The sequence below is a fragment of the Pseudomonas sp. H1_A03 genome, assembly GCF_054685145.1.
The window spans coordinates 5,805,423-5,820,856 of sequence record NZ_CP162829.1; the positions used below are offsets into that span (position 1 = coordinate 5,805,423).

Annotated in this window: 13 protein-coding genes and 1 other RNA gene; 4 read left to right on the forward strand and 10 right to left on the reverse strand. The window is 60.8% G+C overall.

The window, feature by feature from the left end; genetic code table 11:
• Positions 1-85: 85 nt before the first annotated feature.
• Both AB4O35_RS26835 and dnaX read right to left on the reverse strand, forming a co-directional pair.
• Positions 86-424 carry a YbaB/EbfC family nucleoid-associated protein gene (locus AB4O35_RS26835; protein WP_049712036.1) on the reverse strand — a complete coding sequence of 113 codons (339 nt, stop codon included), beginning with the start codon at positions 422-424 and terminating at the stop codon, positions 86-88.
• A 43-nt stretch (positions 425-467) separates the two neighbouring features.
• Positions 468-2,522 carry a DNA polymerase III subunit gamma/tau gene (gene dnaX, locus AB4O35_RS26840; RefSeq protein WP_065946233.1) on the reverse strand — a complete coding sequence of 685 codons (2,055 nt, stop codon included), beginning with the start codon at positions 2,520-2,522 and terminating at the stop codon, positions 468-470.
• Between the two features lie 133 nt (positions 2,523-2,655).
• Between dnaX and AB4O35_RS26845 the strand changes: the two genes are divergently transcribed.
• Positions 2,656-3,414, forward strand: a complete 759-nt coding sequence (locus AB4O35_RS26845) for a substrate-binding periplasmic protein (RefSeq protein WP_065889791.1) — start codon at positions 2,656-2,658, stop codon at positions 3,412-3,414.
• Here the strand turns inward: AB4O35_RS26845 and AB4O35_RS26850 are convergent.
• Positions 3,368-4,264, reverse strand: a complete 897-nt coding sequence (locus tag AB4O35_RS26850; RefSeq protein WP_065881240.1) for a DMT family transporter — start codon at positions 4,262-4,264, stop codon at positions 3,368-3,370. The two genes, AB4O35_RS26845 and AB4O35_RS26850, sit on opposite strands and share 47 nt — an antisense overlap.
• Positions 4,265-4,366: 102 nt before the next feature.
• On the opposite strand from AB4O35_RS26850, the gene AB4O35_RS26855 reads away from it, so the two are divergent.
• Positions 4,367-5,230, forward strand: coding sequence for a LysR family transcriptional regulator (locus AB4O35_RS26855; RefSeq protein ID WP_065946234.1), 864 nt, complete (start codon positions 4,367-4,369; stop codon positions 5,228-5,230).
• 61 nt (positions 5,231-5,291) lie between these two features.
• Complete coding sequence (locus AB4O35_RS26860; protein WP_065873852.1) at positions 5,292-6,194, forward strand: DUF2167 domain-containing protein; 903 nt, start codon at positions 5,292-5,294, stop codon at positions 6,192-6,194.
• Positions 6,195-6,270: 76 nt separating this feature from the next.
• Here AB4O35_RS26860 and AB4O35_RS26865 read toward each other — a convergent pair whose 3' ends face one another.
• Both AB4O35_RS26865 and AB4O35_RS26870 read right to left on the reverse strand, forming a co-directional pair.
• The gene (locus tag AB4O35_RS26865; RefSeq protein WP_065889797.1) at positions 6,271-6,861 is read right to left on the reverse strand and encodes a hypothetical protein; all 591 of its coding nucleotides are present in this window, start codon (positions 6,859-6,861) and stop codon (positions 6,271-6,273) included.
• 1 nt (position 6,862) lies between these two features.
• Positions 6,863-7,909 (reverse strand): N-acetylmuramidase family protein, encoded by a 1,047-nt coding sequence (locus AB4O35_RS26870; RefSeq protein WP_065889799.1) that lies wholly within the window; start codon positions 7,907-7,909, stop codon positions 6,863-6,865.
• A 260-nt stretch (positions 7,910-8,169) separates the two neighbouring features.
• Between AB4O35_RS26870 and AB4O35_RS26875 the strand changes: the two genes are divergently transcribed.
• Entirely contained in the window at positions 8,170-8,736 is a 567-nt protein-coding gene (locus tag AB4O35_RS26875; RefSeq protein WP_065873855.1) for a hypothetical protein, read from the forward strand.
• A 2-nt stretch (positions 8,737-8,738) separates the two neighbouring features.
• Here AB4O35_RS26875 and AB4O35_RS26880 read toward each other — a convergent pair whose 3' ends face one another.
• The 5 genes from AB4O35_RS26880 to ligA all read right to left on the reverse strand — a co-directional run bounded on the left by AB4O35_RS26880 (position 8,739) and on the right by ligA (position 15,356).
• On the reverse strand, positions 8,739-10,700 hold the full coding sequence (locus AB4O35_RS26880) for a hypothetical protein (RefSeq protein WP_065946235.1): 1,962 nt from the start codon (positions 10,698-10,700) through the stop codon (positions 8,739-8,741).
• 38 nt (positions 10,701-10,738) lie between these two features.
• On the reverse strand, positions 10,739-11,170 hold the full coding sequence (locus AB4O35_RS26885) for a hypothetical protein (protein WP_065873857.1): 432 nt from the start codon (positions 11,168-11,170) through the stop codon (positions 10,739-10,741).
• 125 nt (positions 11,171-11,295) lie between these two features.
• Positions 11,296-11,392, reverse strand: an RNA gene (gene ffs / locus AB4O35_RS26890) — signal recognition particle sRNA small type.
• Positions 11,393-11,628: 236 nt separating this feature from the next.
• Positions 11,629-12,795, reverse strand: coding sequence for a zinc-binding metallopeptidase family protein (locus tag AB4O35_RS26895; RefSeq protein WP_065881252.1), 1,167 nt, complete (start codon positions 12,793-12,795; stop codon positions 11,629-11,631).
• A 203-nt stretch (positions 12,796-12,998) separates the two neighbouring features.
• Positions 12,999-15,356, reverse strand: a complete 2,358-nt coding sequence (ligA, locus tag AB4O35_RS26900; RefSeq protein WP_065946236.1) for an NAD-dependent DNA ligase LigA — start codon at positions 15,354-15,356, stop codon at positions 12,999-13,001.
• Between the last annotated feature and the right edge of the window lie 78 nt (positions 15,357-15,434).

Genomic DNA, 15,434 nt, shown 5'->3' on the forward strand with positions numbered 1-15,434 from the left:
CGCTGGCGCTCGACAGCTGCTACGGGCGAGTAAAAAAAATGCCAGGCACGAGGCCTGGCATTGGAGTCTAGCTAAAGCTTGCCGGTCAGAACGGCAGCTTCATGCCCGGTGGCAATTGCATGCCAGCGGTCACGCCGCCCATTTTTTCCTGGCTGTTGGCTTCGATCTTGCGCACGGCGTCGTTGACGGCCGCGGCGAACAGCGCCTCGAGCATTTCCAGGTCATCTTCGCTGGTGCCTGGCAATACGCTTGGGTCGATGCTCACGCGCTTGATGTCGTGACGACCGGTCATTACCACACTGACCATATCGCCACCGGCCTTACCGGTGACTTCGGCGTTGGCCAGTTCTTCCTGCATCTTGGCCATCTTTTCCTGCATCTGCTGCGCCTGCTTCATCAGGCCGGCCATGCCACCTTTCATCATGGGAATCACCTCAAAAGTACGTGGATCAATGAGTAGCCCGGTGTTATGACGCTTGGGGCACCGGGGCTTCGACGGGTTCAATAGTATCGTGACGGACGACCGCACCGAACTGTTGCATCATTTGCTGGATGAGCGGATCAGCGTGGATCGAGTCCTCTGCTTCACGCTGGCGGTTGATACGCCGGCGGCTCGCGGCCTGGGCCGGGGTTTCCTGCTCAGGCTTGATCAGCTCGATGGCGATGGTCAGCGTGCGCTCATGGTACTGGTTCAGCGCATCGTTCAGGCGGCGCTGCTGGGTCGCGTTGAACAGGGCGCTGTGGGCCGGGTCCAGGTGCAACAGCCAGTGGTCGCCCTCAATGGAAATCAGTGTGCAGTTGGCGGCGATGCTGCCGGTCATGCCGGAGATCGGCAGTTTCGGGAACAGCTCCAGCCATTGCAGGGCCAGGCCGGTGGCCGGGGCTGCAGCGGGTTCCGCCTCGGGCTCAGGGGCCGGCTCGGCGGTGTGTTCGCTGGCCAGGTCGTCCAGGTAGCTGTAGGCCGAATCCATGTCCGGCTCGATATAGTCTTCGTCCAGCGGCGGTTCGTCGTCGAGGTCGATGCCTGGGGTGGCAGCTTCCACTTGGGCCACGGTTGGTTCGGGGACAGGCGCAGAGGCCCACTCAGGGGCATCCGGCACCACGCTGTCCGGGGTCGGCGTGGGCATCGGCGTCAGCTCGGGCTGCTCGCTGCTGGTTTCCAGCACGGGCTCCACGGCAGGCACCTGCTCGACTTCAGCGTCGGCGTCTACCGGATCATTCCAAGGCAAATCGACGACCGGCTCAGGCTCGACCATCGGTTCCGGCTCGACCACTGGCGCAGCAACCACGGGCTCAGGCTCAGGTGCCGGTGCGACCGGCGCGGGCGCAGCCACCACTGGCGCAACCACCGCCGCGCCAGCCACTGGTTTGGCGGAATCAACTGTGGCCTGGCTGATCCCCACTGGCTTTAGCGGCTGTCTCGGCGCATCGGCCGAGTCGGCGGGCCGGAAGGCCAGCATGCGCAGCAGCACCATTTCAAAGCCACCGCGCGGGTCCGGCGCCAAAGGCAGGTCCCGGCGACCGATCAGGCCCATCTGGTAGTAGAACTGCACATCTTCGGCCGGCAATGCCTGGGCCAGGGCCAGCACGCGGTCGCGGTCGCCATGGCCATTGTCGACACCTTCCGGCAGAGCCTGGGCGATGGCAACGCGGTGCAGCACATTGAGGATTTCCGACAGCACGCCGTTCCAGTCCGGGCCTTGCTCCGACAGGTGACGCACGGCTTCGAGCAACGCCTTGGCGTCGCCTTCGATCAGCGCGTGCAGCACGTCGAATACCTGACCGTGGTCGAGGGTGCCGAGCATGGCGCGCACGTCGGCGGCCATGACCTTGCCTTCACCAAAGGCGATGGCCTGATCGGTGAGGCTCATGGCGTCCCGCATCGAACCATCGGCGGCGCGGCCGAGCAGCCACAAGGCGTCGTCTTCAAACGGTACGTTCTCGACGCCCAGCACGTGGGTCAAATGCTCGACCACTCGCTCGGGGGTCATGTTTTTCAGGGAGAACTGCAGGCACCGCGACAGAATAGTTGCAGGTAGTTTCTGCGGGTCGGTGGTGGCCAGGATGAATTTGACGTAGGGCGGCGGCTCTTCCAAGGTTTTCAACAAGGCGTTGAAGGAATGGCTGGACAGCATGTGCACTTCGTCGATCAGGTAGACCTTGAAGCGGCCACGGCTCGGCGCGTACTGCACGTTATCCAGCAGCTCGCGGGTGTCTTCGACCTTGGTACGGCTCGCGGCGTCGATCTCGATCAGGTCGACAAAACGCCCTTCGTCGATTTCCTTGCACACCGAGCAGGTGCCGCAGGGCGTCGAAGTGATACCGGTTTCACAGTTCAGGCATTTGGCGATGATGCGCGCAATGGTGGTCTTGCCCACTCCCCGGGTACCGGTGAACAGGTAGGCATGGTGCAGCCGTTGGCTGTCCAAGGCATTGATCAGAGCCTTGAGCACATGGGTCTGGCCGACCATTTCGCGGAACGAGCGCGGACGCCATTTACGTGCAAGAACCTGATAACTCATCGAAAACCGTCGCAACTGGGAAGCGGAAGCCGGTAATGCTAGCGGAGCAAGGGGGAAATTGCATCCGGCACGCTCGCCTAATCTGACTAAGCTTGCCTGATTGGCCCCAAAAAGGCCTGAACCCGGAGAGCATATGCGCGTAGTCCTGGGCGCCTTATGGATGATTACCACGGCAAGCCTGGCAGCGCCCGCACCGTTGCGTTTCTCGGTTTCCGACAGCTGGGCGATGCCCATGGTGCAATTGGAGGGCGGACAGCCCACCCAAGGCATTTTGTATGACCTGATGTTGAGCCTGGCCACCCAGGTCGGCCACCCGGCCGAATTCCACGTACTGGCTCGCGCGCGAATTGCCAGCGCTATGGAGCATGGCGAGATTGATGTGCGCTGTTATGTCACCCAGGCCTGGGTCGACAACTTGTCCGGTGACTACACGTGGAGTATCCCGTTGATGGTGCAGCGCAACCTGTTGATCAGCACCCATATCCCTGCGCAGCCGGTTCAGGTTGTCAAACTTGCGCCACAAGCCATCGGCACGGTGCTCAATTATCGCTACGCCACCCTTGAGCCTTTGTTTGCCAGCGGCCAGCTCAGCCGTGACGATGCCCGCAGCGAAGAGCAGGTGCTGCAAAAACTGGTGGCCGGGCGCTTCAAGTTCGCCGTGACCAATGAATGGACACTCGACCGGTTCAACCAGCGGATGCCGGTCGGCAAACGCCTGCACAAGGTCGCGGTGATCGATCAACAGAACCTGGGCTGCACCGTGCGCAATGATCCGAATGTGCCCGTGCAAAAAATCCTGCGCACCTTATTGCGGATGAAGATATCGGGCGAGATCGACGAAATCATCAAGCTGTATACCGGAGAGGCCAGCGTAAACGCCCCTCCAGACTGATCGCTGCCACGCTGGCCAATACAATCACGCCGCCCAGCACCACTTGCAGGGCGATGTGCTCACCCAGCAACGTCGCCGCCATCACCATGGCGACCGGCGGGATCAGGTACATCGCCACCGAGGCGCGGCTGACCTCGACATGCTTCAACACGTAGCCCCACGCCAGGTACGCCAAAGCGCTGGGGAAAATCCCGAGCACCAGCACTGCAAGGTTCTCCGACAGCGGCGCCTGCATCACGGCAGCGGGCAGGCCTGGCAGGTTCACGCAGAGCATCAACGTGCCCACCCACACCATGTAGCACGCCATCGTCAGCGGGCTATAGCGATGGGCATAGTGTTTCTGGATGACGAAGTACAGGCTCCACGACACCGCCGCCAGCAGGATCAGCGAACCGCGCGGGTCGATATCGCCCACGCCGTGATCGCCCCAGATCACCACCAGCACGCCGAGCAAGCCAAGCAACACGCAGCTCCAGCGCCAGAGGCTGACTCGCTCCTTCAAGCAGAAAAACGCGATCAAAACACTGAACAGGGGTGCCGATTGCGCCAGTACGCTGGACGCCGCGGCACTCACGAATTGCTGTCCATAATTGAGGCTGGTGTGATGCAGGAACACCCCGAAAAAGCTCAACACCAGCAGCCACGGCACATCCCGCAGACGCGGCCGGCCGATGCCCATCACCAGCGCCACACCGGCCATGAACACCGAAGCGATCAGAAACCGCAGCAGCGCGAGCTGCCCGGGGCTGTAGCTGTGCAGCCCCATGTGCACGCCAATCGGCGAATAGGCCCAACAGAGGATGACGCTGGCGATGACTAGCGTAAGCTTCAGGGGCGACGGGGTGTTCATCGATGGCATCCGAAAACTGAGAAGGAATGCCGTCAGTCTTGGCCCGGGCAAGGCGTAGGACAATTAAGCGTTTCTGACTTCTGAAATCACTGGAACTGAGTAATGGAACTGGCCCAACTGAAAATGGTGCGAGCCGTGGCGCAGACCGGCAGCGTGGCCCAGGCCGCCCTGCAATTGCACTGTGTGCCGTCCAACATCACCACGCGTATCAAGCAGTTGGAAGGCGAGCTGGGCACGCCGCTGTTTATCCGCGCCGGGCGCGGGCTGGCGATCAGTGCTGCCGGTGAGATATTCCTGGAGTATTGCGAGCACATCCTGGCATTGGTGGACGAATCCAAACGCGCGGTGGATGCCAACGCCATTCCCCGTGGCACCCTGCGCATCGGTGCGGTGGAGTCCAGCGCCAGCGGCCGTCTGCCGCCGCTGCTGGCGGAATATCACCGGCGCTACCCGGATGTCAGCCTGGAGTTGGTCACCGGTGCCTGGGGTGAACTGCTCGATGACCTGCAACACCACCGCCTGGATGTGGCGCTGGTGGCAGCCGGCAACAAACGCGCGAAGCTCGAGCACAGCGTGGTCTACAGCGAACACCTCGTATTGATCGCCAGCGCCTCCAGCGCACCAATCCGCAGCGCCGAGGACCTCGCCGGCCGTACCCTGCTGGTGTGGCCGCCCGGCTGCCCGTATCGGGCGGCGCTGGAGAACTGGGTCAAGCCCCATGACTTCAAGCCGGCTATCGCCAGCTATGCCAGTTGGGGCACGATCATCGGTTGTGTCAGCGCGGGGATTGGCGTGGCGCTCGCGCCGGAAGGCATCCTGGCCCGCTATGAGCAGGCCAATCAGTTGGCGTCGTACCGGTTTGATGAACTGCAGGCCGTGGACAATTTGCTGTTCTGGCACAAGGACACCCAGCGGCACCTGGCGCGGGATGCGTTTGCCGGGTTGTTGCGGGAGACTTTTGGCTAACCCGTAACAGGTTCTTTCAGTTATTATTTTGCGAAATTAATTCAAAATGTAAGGGACTACCATGAATTACTTCCGCCTGTTGTTGGCGGCGGCCGTTTTGAGCCTGCCTGCCGCCCCCGCCTTTGCCGCTTCCACACCCGCGCCCGTTGAAGCCAGTGCGCCCGCCGAAACGGCCGAGCACTTCCTCAAGTCCCTCAAGCAGAAGACCGGCACGGTCACCCTGCCCAGTGGCATAGCAACCCTCAAGCTCAACGACGAGTTCTATTACCTCGACCCCGCCGACACCGAGCGCTTGCTGACGGACGGCTGGGGCAACCCGCCGGGCTTCAAGACCCTGGGCATGATCGTGCCGAAAGCCGTTAGCCCACTGTCGGAACGTGGCTGGGGCGTGATCGTCAGCTACAAGGCCGACGGGCACATTTCCGACGAGGACGCCGCAAAAATCGACTACGCCGAACTGCTCAAACAAATGCAGGAAGAAGACGAGGCCGAAAACAAAGAACGCCAGCAACAAGGCTACGCCGGCCTGCACTTGCTGGGCTGGGCCGAGCCGCCGCACTACGACGACACCACCCACAAGATGTATTGGGCCCGCGAACTGAAGGCCGACGACGCCGAGCAGACCACCCTCAACTACAGCATCCGCGTGCTGGGCCGTGAAGGCGTGCTGGAACTCAACGCCGTCGCCGCCATGACCGACCTGCCCACCATCAAGCAGGAATTGCCCAAGGTCTTGGCCTTCACCAACTTCACCGACGGCAACCTGTACACCGACTTCAACCCGAGCACCGACAAGCTTGCCACTTACGGCCTCGCGGCGTTGGTCGCCGGCGGGATTGCGGCCAAAGCCGGATTGTTCGCCAAGATCGGCATCTTCCTGCTGGCCGCGAAGAAGTTCCTGGTGATAGGCGTGGTGGCGTTGTTCGCCGTGATCCGTAAGCTGTTCAACCGCAACAAAGCCTGAACCCAGGCATGAAAACGCCGCAACGTGCGTGGCACGTTGCGGCGTAATCGGAGGTTCTGAGTTGGGCTGCGCGTGTCTAGGGTTTAGGCGCAGACAAACGGCTGTACTGATCCTGGCTGATCCAACCGGTAAACGAACGGCTCTGCGCATTGATGAATTCGACCTGCGCCCAACCATCCTTAAAGGCCAGCACGCCGACCACGTCGTTTTTGACAATGTAGGGGCGTTTCACGGGCTTGGCAGTTGGGGTTTTCAGCAAGTACGCCTTGTCGGCGGACACCGTCACCAGGCCGATCCATTTCTTGTTGGCGGTCTGGGTCAAGTCCAGGCCGGTGGCGATCTCCGGCATCAGCACATTCAAGCAACCGGGGTGCTGGCGGCCCTCTTTTACGGTCAGGGTCACGCCGTCCGAAGAAGGCGCCACGCTGCCAGGGTAGGCCTCATCGTTCCAGGTGGTCAGCGCGTCAGGCTTGCCTTGCAGGTAGAACGTGCAACTGCGCGTGACACCCTCACCCATCGCTTCTGCGTAATAGCCTTCGACCTGATGCTCGGGCGTCACCGCCAGCATCAACCCCTCGTACTTGCCCGAATGCAACGCGGGTGCACCGGCCAAGGCAGGCGCTACGGCGCACAACGACAACACACCCACTGCTAGAAAACGGATCATCTTATTTTTTCCCTTCAAGTTTCTCGTAGGCTTCTTTCATCAGGACGTCATAGTTGCCGTAGTCCTTGCCGTTATAGTTTCGCGCCATGGAAGTGAAATCCTTGGCTTTCATGGCCGTCATCAACGCTGAGCTGTTAGCGCAAAACGCGAGAAACGCCTTCAGTTGGTTACCGACATTCACTTTCAATGCCGCGGCAAACTCAAACACCGTCTTGTAACCGCATGAGGCGTAGTTGAACCCCATGGTCTGAAACATGCCCCACGACGCCGACATCAACGCCGCTTCCTGATCCAGGGCGAAGGCGGTGGCCATGGTTTCCCAGGCCTTGACCTGATCCTTGTTATTGACCTGCCACTGCGGCCCGGCCTTTCTTACATAGACGTACGAAAGCAACGGGTGCGCCTGGTCGTAGATATGCTTGGTGTACTTGCGAAACTGGTGCCCTTCAAACGCAATGATCGGCAACTTGGCCGGCCCAAAACCTGATCGACCACCGGACTCAACCGTGGCGAAGGCCCTGATGACATTCACCGAAATGCCGTTGCCCAACTGCTTGGCGGCATTCTGAAAATCCGCATCGGAGAGCGTCATGCCGCCGTCGCACGTGGCCTGGAGCATTAACTGGCGGTTACGTCGCTCGGCTTCGATCATCGCGCGCATGCGGTCCAGGTACACGTTGACCGTCGCCTGCACTGCATCACCCTGATTGTTACCGAATGCGTTCAGAAAGCTCGGAATGCGCATGCTCGGGAAGGCCTTCAGCGGCACCTTTACCGCTTCTTCGATCAAGCTGTTGAAGGTGCGACCGGTGGGGTCGATCACGCCATCGGGGTGGGCGTATTTGAGGTGACGGAACTGGTACTGGCTGATGCACTGCACCAACTGGCCATCGCACTTGCCGTTCTCGGCCAGCGGAAAACCCAGTTTGGGAATGATCAGGTTGAATAAATACTGGATGCACTGCACATCGGCGGGCAAGTTGCGGGCTTTACCGGGAGTCCCTACCGAAGCACTGATAAGACGGGGTAACCCTTGCAGGCTTTTCATCACAGACATCCTTGTTAGTTAAAGAAGTGATAGCACTTCAATATCAACTACACGCCCTTGTCATACTCTGCAACAAGTGGCTGGCGGAAACTAGCAAGGCGGTTTGGGGTTGTCCAGAAAGTGTTTTAAAAGCTGTGAGGGAGCCCTCAAGGACAGATCGGGAACACGCAGTTTTTCGACTGATAGGCAGTATTCAGCCGCCTGTTGGGCTACTGTCTCTCGCGCAAGATGCCTGCCTCACATTATTTTCAAGGATTGAAATGAAAATCACGTTAGTTGTTTTGTCTGTCTTGGCCCTGCTCTGCGGTTGCGCTTCGCCCCCAGCCACTGTTGCCCCCGACCTGTCGCGCCCATCCATTGCCGAAACCAAATCGGTGGTGTTCGACGGCAAGACCTTCGTCCTGAAATTTCAGAAACCCGGCCTATGGGAATACTTCCCGGCGCAGGAAAGCGTCGATGCCTGGAATGAGATGGTGGATTTTACCGTGGTCCCTCGCGAGATGAACCGTTTCGAACCCCTCGACCTCGCCAAGAATACCGTCCGGCTTCACCAGCAGGAAAACCCGAATATGCCGTCGATCCTCGCGACGGACAATGCCACCGGGATCGTGTATTTGGTGATGTATTTCCCCGAGTCTCTGCGCAAGGACGGACGTTTCTCTGAAGTCAGTTTCTTCAAATATTACCGGGACAGTGGCACCGGCCAGACCATCATCTTTCACTTTGCCAGGAACATTCCAACACCGAGCGATCCGCCAAAAACGGTAGAGGCGATGGGCCCCGAAATTGTCCCGGTGATCAAGGCATTCCCGGTGTACCGGCCGTAATATCAGTAACCGTGCGACCCGCTGAACCCCTGATAATGGTGATACTCGAGCCATTCGACCACATCGTAAGGGACGTAAAGCTGTTGCTTTGCGCGGGAAATTGCGATGTACACGGCACAGATCCGCTGATCGAACGCGTAGGCATCCTTGAACTTCACGTTGGTCAGCAGCTCAGGGGTCAGCAGCACCCGATTGAATTCCATGCCACCCGCCTCTTCCGCCAGCATCAGCAGGCAACGCTTGCCGGGGACCCCGACCAAGCGGTTCAAGCGTGTGATATCGGCGACATTGAAGCCTTTTTCCAGCTCACTCTCGACCCACAGGAACGACTCATCAAACTGGCTGGCATCACGCACCTGTTGCCAGTCAGCCATGTCGCTGAAATACACGTGCGGCCCGTTCTCGTTGTGCTCGTTGCTGTAGAACTGCGGCTTGAACAGGGCGATGGCGCTGATCATGAAGCGCTGGAGATCCTGCTGCGCCGCGTTGTCGGGTAACCCGAACGGGCAGTTGGCCTGCTGCAACTGAATGGCCCATTTCATCGTGTCCCAAGGCGACGCGGTCAACACCACGCAGCCTTCCGGCGGCACGAAGCCCTGGGGGTAATGTTCGATGCCGACGTCCGCATCCCGCGCGCCTTCGAAGGGGGTCTTGCACTTTTGCGAGTGCACGCTGATCAACGGGTTGACCAGCCGCTCGACGTTGCGGCCCGAGCGCACGGAATAGCTGATGTCGGTGTGCCGGACTTCGCGCTTTCTTCTGACCATCACACCGCTGGCCAATTGGTACTCATCGCCGAGGGTGATCAGCACTTGGCGGCCGCGTTCGATAATCTGCAACAACGAAGGCGGGATGTCCTGGCTTTCATCGATCAATACATGGGTGTACCGAGGCGGCACCACGCAACCGTCGAGACTCACGCGCTTGATCAGCAACAACGCCGCGAACTCGGGTGGGCTGGCCCATTGCGGGTTGGCCTCCAGGTAAGTCCACACACGGCTGGAATACTCCAGTAACACCTGGGCATCCACACCTGACAACGGTTGTTTGAAATGCGGCAAATGCCTGGCCGAGAGGCTGTGATGGCTGGAATGACAATAGCGTTCGAGCACCTTGAGACACACATCGACGGTCGCTGGACCCTCGTGGCCGCGCCACCCATGGATATCCAGGGTTTGCGCCACGGCCAGTTTGCCGGGCAACCTGGCCGGCGTTGCCTGCGCGGGCGGGCGTGGCCCGTGCAACAGGGCCTTGGCGAAACCGGCAAACGTCGAGCCGGCCTTGCTGTCGCGCCCCAACCCCATACGTTCGCGAAGAGTCGCCAGCTTTGCTGGCGTGCGCGCCAGTATCAGGGTCTGTTCAGGCCGCAGGCACTCCATCAAGGCGCCGAGCAGGTGGCTCTTGCCGATGCCCGCGTAGCCTTGAACATGCAAGTCTTCATTCAAGTTGGCCCGAAAGGTGCGCACCAGCTTGTCCTGAGCCGGGCTGAGCCAGCGTTCGCGGTGCCGGGGTGTAATCATTTGCTGGCTGAACGGGTCATTGCTGCGCAGATGGCGGACCTTGTAGCCGATATCCCATTTACCCGTAGGCAACAGGTAATCCCGCGCCGCCACTTCTTCAGCTGAAAGCAGGCGCAGGTTCACGCTTTTGAGCGCGTTAAACCCAAAGTAAAGCTTGCGCGGGTCGAACAGCCGTTGCGCTTCAGACAGCAACGTCGCAGCGCCCGAAGACGGTGAATCCACTGCCCAGCCGAGCAACTTTTCCAGGATGCGTTCAGCGCCAGCGCACGTCAGGTCTTTTTCCGCGGCCTGGGCCAGGTTCTGGATGACGAGCACGGCGGCCAGCTCCGGGTCCGTCAGGCCGACCAAGGCCTCGGCGCCGTTCGTGCCGAGCAGGGCGGTGCAGGTTTCGTCCGTGACGGGCAGGAAGACGGGGCTGGATAAATCAAAGTGTTCCGGTTGCATAGTTCCTCGCAGCCAGGGGCCGACGTACGTCGCGTGGATCAGGCATGGTCCTGGCTACCCAGTTCGAACCGATACTCGCCCAGGGAGCCTGACATCCCGCCGCAGTGGGCCGGCGAGTCAGCTCCAGAGGCCATCGCATTGATCTGCTGCTGGAGTTCGAAAACCGCCATCTCGAGCAACCTGCGCAAGTCTTCGGCACTCTGCGCGGCCACATTCAATTGCAGCGTGCAGGCGCCCGCGAGTGGTGGCGGCGCGGGCTGGGCGATCGGCGCGGGGGCATCCGTCACTTCCTCGACCCGGATCATTTGCGCCTCGCTGAGGATTTGCGCGTGTTCGTCGTCCATCAGGTCCAATACCCTCGACAATTCCAGGGTCTGTTCAGGATGCGATTGAATACGGTCCTTGATCTCCAGGCGCCGCATCTGCCATTCCCGCAGTTTTTCGCGCGTGAGGTCGTCGACTTTTTCCACGTGTGCTGTCTCCGGATGCCAGGCATAGGAGTATGCCGCCATGGACTGCCCGATGGCAGATGGCGTGAAAGCATTTTTGAATTGAAAGTGATGAGGTGTTGCAAGAAAGAGCGTTATGGAGGCAACCCCACCAGCCACACCCCGGCACACAATGTTCCCGCTGTGGCTGCTGCCTTCCGGCTCTGACCAGGTTCACGGGTAATCGTTGCGGGGGGACCGATGGGGTCACCATAACGACGCCTGCCTCTCGGCAAGCGGGGCCATTGTACCGATCTCATCGGAAGTTACAACCGTTGGGGCCGGATTAAAAATATGAAGGGGCTCAAGCACTTGTCTGCGCCCCAGGGAGCCACACAGAACCCTGTGGTAGCCGGGCTTGCCCGCGATGCTGACGACTCGGTCTGCCTGGGCTACCGAGTGATGCCATCGCAGGCAAGCCAGCTCCCACACACGGCGAGTTACTGCGCCTGTACCACCTCATCCGCCCTACCGCCCTCTTCCTGGATCACCAAGTGAATAAAGTGCAGCTTGGCGATTACTGCCGGTGGCAGCACGAAGGGATAGAAATCCGGCTGGCCCATGCTGCGCGACAGCTCGTTAAGCATGCCGGCCAGTTCGATCCAGGCATTGACGAACGACAGGAACGCTGCACCGCCAGGGTGTTCAGGGTCGTAGAGCGTGCTGAGCGGGAATGGCTGGTAATCCAGCTCCATCGTGCGGGCGCTCATGCCGAAGCCGAGGGCGGTGTCGACCGCGTCCATCATGTGCAGGTAGTGGGCCCAGGTTTCGGCCCAGTCTTCCCAGGGGTGCATGGTGGCGTAGGCACTGACGCAGGTTTGCTGCCAGTCGGGGCGTGGCCCGTTCTGGTAGTGCTGGTCGAGCGCATCGGCATAACTGGCGCGTTCGTCGCCGAACAGGTTGCGAAACGCTTCAAGCCAATGGGTATTGGCGACCAGGCGATCCCAGTAATAGTGACCGACCTCATGGCGAAAGTGCCCGAGCAAGGTGCGATAGGGTTCGCGCATTTGCACACGGACTTTTTCACGGTGGGCGTCGTCGGCTTCCTTGATGTCGAGGGTGATCAGACCGTTCGCATGGCCGGTCATGGGCGCGTTGCCTTCCAGGTCGATACCAACGAAGTCGAAGGCCAGGCCGTTATCTTCATCGGCACTCTTTGGCACAACGCGCAAACCCAAGCTGATCAGTTGCGCGACCAAGCGGCGCTTGGCGGTCTCGACCTTGCGCCAGCGGTCGTGGTTTTCCGCGATCGACAGGTCGGGGATGGTGCGGTTCAAGCTGCAGGCCACGCACAGCGATGCCGTGCTGTGGGCCGGGATCAGCCAGTTGCAGGCGGCCGGCGTGTCGAGGTTGGCGCAGCGGCGGAAGGCGCCGGCGGCGAGGTTGTCGTCCTGTAGCCAGGTGCCCTCGACGGGACCGGGCTGCAGGGAGGACAGGCGACTTTGTTGCGCTTGATACCCCAGCAACGCCTGGCAGGCCAGGCATTGGCTGTTGCGAAAAAACAGCGATTGACCGCACCGGCACTGCCACACCTTGCTATCGCGAGACGTGCCGGCTACGAACGGTGCAGCGATGCGCGAACTGAGTTGTTCGAAGTAGCGGAACATGGCGATCTCTTCCTGTCTTGAGTACCAAAAATAACCGCGTAGCCGCTGTCGAGCTTAAGCGAGACTGCGTCGGCAACACTGCCCATCCTGCGTCGGGCCCTGCACCGCATCGCCTCCAACGCAGCCTCGTTGGCGCTCGACAGCTGCTACGGGGCGCGCGTAGGAACTCTGAGCATCGCCAGTAAGAGATCGTTCAGTAAGAATCAGACCGTGATGTTGTGCTTGGCGAGGAAGGCGACGAAGGCTTCTTCATCCAATACCTTCAAGCCCAACTCGCTGGCTTTGGCCAGCTTGGAACCCGCCCCCGGCCCCGCCACCACGCAATGGGTTTTCGCCGAGACGGAACCCGCCACCTTGGCGCCGAGGCTTTCGAGTTTTTCCTTCGCCACGTCGCGACTCATCAGCTCCAGGGAGCCGGTGAGCACCCAGGTGTGCCCGGCTTCGGGCAAACCTTCGACGACTTTCTTCTCGCTCAGCCAGTGCATGCCGAAGTCCTTGAGCTGCTGCTCGATGGCCAGGGCGCGGTTGGCATTGCCTTGGTTGTCAAAAAAGTCGCGTACGGCCTTGGCCTGTTTCTCGGGCAGGGCCTGGCGCATATCCAGCCAGTCCGCCTTGATCACGCCTTCGAGGGTGCCGAACTTGTCCGCCAGTTTCTGCGCAGCGCCCGGGCCGACGCTCGGCACGTGCAACTTGTCGAGCAAGCCGCCCAAGGTGGTGCTGGCGGCGAATTCGGCACTCAGGTCGCCCTGCTCCTGCAATTGCAGACCGCATTCATCCGGCGACAGCAGCGCACCGATCACATCCTGGTTATGGCTGTCTTCAAAGAAGCTGTGGATCTCGTGCGCCACTTCCAGACCGACGTCCGGCAAGTACGTCAGCACTTCCGGCAAGGCCTTCTGCACACGTTCCAGCGAGGCCAGGGAGCGCGCCAGCACCTTGGCGGTCTCCTCGCCTACGTCGGGAATGCCCAGGGCATAGATAAAGCGCGCCAGGGTCGGGGTCTTGCTGTTTTCGATGGCGCTAATCAGCTTCTTGCTGGAAATATCGGCGAAGCCTTCCAGGTCGATGATCTGCTCGTACTTCAGTTTGTAGAGATCCGCCGGCGAGCCGATGAGTTTTTCATCCACCAACTGTTCGATGGTCTTGTCGCCGAGGCCGTCGATATCCATGGCACGACGCGAAACAAAATGGATGATCGCCTGCTTGAGCTGCGCGCCACAGGCCAGGCGGCCGACGCAACGGTACACCGCGCCCTCGCTGACGGTTTCCTTGCCTTTGCTGCGCTTGACCAGTTGCGTGCGTTCCACATGGGAACCGCACACCGGGCAGCGCTCGGGGATCGGCACTGGCCGCGCCGTTTCCGGGCGTCGTTCAAGCACCACCGACACGACTTGTGGGATTACGTCACCGGCACGGCGGATGATCACGGTATCGCCGATCATCACGCCCAGGCGCGCCACTTCGTCCATGTTGTGCAAGGTCGCGTTGGACACGGTGACACCCGCGACCTTGACCGGCTTCAGGCGCGCCACCGGCGTGACGGCACCGGTGCGGCCAACCTGGAATTCGACGTCGAGCAGTTCGGTCAGCTCTTCCAGGGCCGGGAATTTATGCGCGATGGCCCAGCGCGGTTCGCGGGCGCGGAAACCCAGTTCGCGCTGGGAGGCAATGCTGTTGACCTTGAACACCACACCGTCGATCTCATACGGCAGGCTGTTCCGCCGCTCGCCGATATCACGGTAGTACTCCAGGCAATCCTGGATGCCCTTGGCCAGCTTCAGCTCGTGACTGATGGGCATGCCCCACTGCTTCAGTTGCTGCAGGTTGCCAATGTGGCTGTCGCTGATATCGGTGGTCACGCCATAACAGCAAAATTCCAGCGGGCGGCTGGCAGTGATCTTTGAGTCCAACTGGCGCAGGCTGCCGGCAGCCGCATTGCGCGGGTTGGCGAAGGTCTTGCCGCCGACGTCCAGTTGCGAGGCGTTGAGCCGCTCGAAACCGGCCTTGGACATAAACACTTCGCCGCGCACCTCAAGGGTGGCCGGCCAGCCGCTGCCGTGCAGCTTCAATGGGATATTGCGCACGGTGCGCACGTTGACGCTGATGTCTTCACCGGTGGTGCCGTCGCCACGGGTAGCGCCCCGTACCAACTCGCCATCCTGGTACAGCAGGCTGACCGCCAGGCCGTCCAGCTTGGGCTCGCAGCTGTACTCCACCGCCGCGCCACCGCCAAACAGATCGCCTGCAGGCAGGTCGAGACCTTCGGTCACCCGGCGATCGAACTCCAGCATGGTGGTTTCATCAAACGCGTTGCCCAGGCTGAGCATCGGAATCTCGTGCTTCACCTGCGTGAACGCCGACAGCGCCGCACTGCCGACCCGCTGCGTCGGTGAGTCCCGCGTAATCAGCTCCGGATGCTCGGCCTCCAGGGCCTTGAGCTCATGGAACAACCGGTCGTACTCGGCGTCCGGAATGCTTGGCTCGTCGAGGACGTGGTAACGGTAGTTGTGCTGATCCAGTTCAGCGCGCAGTTCGAGGATGCGGGTAGGGGCGGCGGTCATGGGTGTTCTCTCATAAAGCAAAAGAGCAGCCGAAGCTGCTCAATATGTTAGTGCACGGATTCTACAGGCAACGCTTAA

Excerpts from the sequence above, each read along its gene's own strand:
- AB4O35_RS26880 (WP_065946235.1), bottom strand. The coding sequence starts at position 10,700 with ATGCAACCGGAACACTTTGATTTATCCAGCCCCGTCTTCCTGCCCGTC.
- AB4O35_RS26870 (WP_065889799.1), bottom strand. The coding sequence starts at position 7,909 with ATGAAAAGCCTGCAAGGGTTACCCCGTCTTATCAGTGCTTCGGTAGGG.
- AB4O35_RS26845 (WP_065889791.1), top strand. The coding sequence starts at position 2,656 with ATGCGCGTAGTCCTGGGCGCCTTATGGATGATTACCACGGCAAGCCTG.
- dnaX (WP_065946233.1), bottom strand. The coding sequence starts at position 2,522 with ATGAGTTATCAGGTTCTTGCACGTAAATGGCGTCCGCGCTCGTTCCGC.
- ligA (WP_065946236.1), bottom strand. The coding sequence starts at position 15,356 with ATGACCGCCGCCCCTACCCGCATCCTCGAACTGCGCGCTGAACTGGAT.
- AB4O35_RS26860 (WP_065873852.1), top strand. The coding sequence starts at position 5,292 with ATGAATTACTTCCGCCTGTTGTTGGCGGCGGCCGTTTTGAGCCTGCCT.
- AB4O35_RS26850 (WP_065881240.1), bottom strand. The coding sequence starts at position 4,264 with ATGAACACCCCGTCGCCCCTGAAGCTTACGCTAGTCATCGCCAGCGTC.
- AB4O35_RS26865 (WP_065889797.1), bottom strand. The coding sequence starts at position 6,861 with ATGATCCGTTTTCTAGCAGTGGGTGTGTTGTCGTTGTGCGCCGTAGCG.
- AB4O35_RS26875 (WP_065873855.1), top strand. The coding sequence starts at position 8,170 with ATGAAAATCACGTTAGTTGTTTTGTCTGTCTTGGCCCTGCTCTGCGGT.
- AB4O35_RS26835 (WP_049712036.1), bottom strand. The coding sequence starts at position 424 with ATGATGAAAGGTGGCATGGCCGGCCTGATGAAGCAGGCGCAGCAGATG.
- AB4O35_RS26895 (WP_065881252.1), bottom strand. The coding sequence starts at position 12,795 with ATGTTCCGCTACTTCGAACAACTCAGTTCGCGCATCGCTGCACCGTTC.
- AB4O35_RS26855 (WP_065946234.1), top strand. The coding sequence starts at position 4,367 with ATGGAACTGGCCCAACTGAAAATGGTGCGAGCCGTGGCGCAGACCGGC.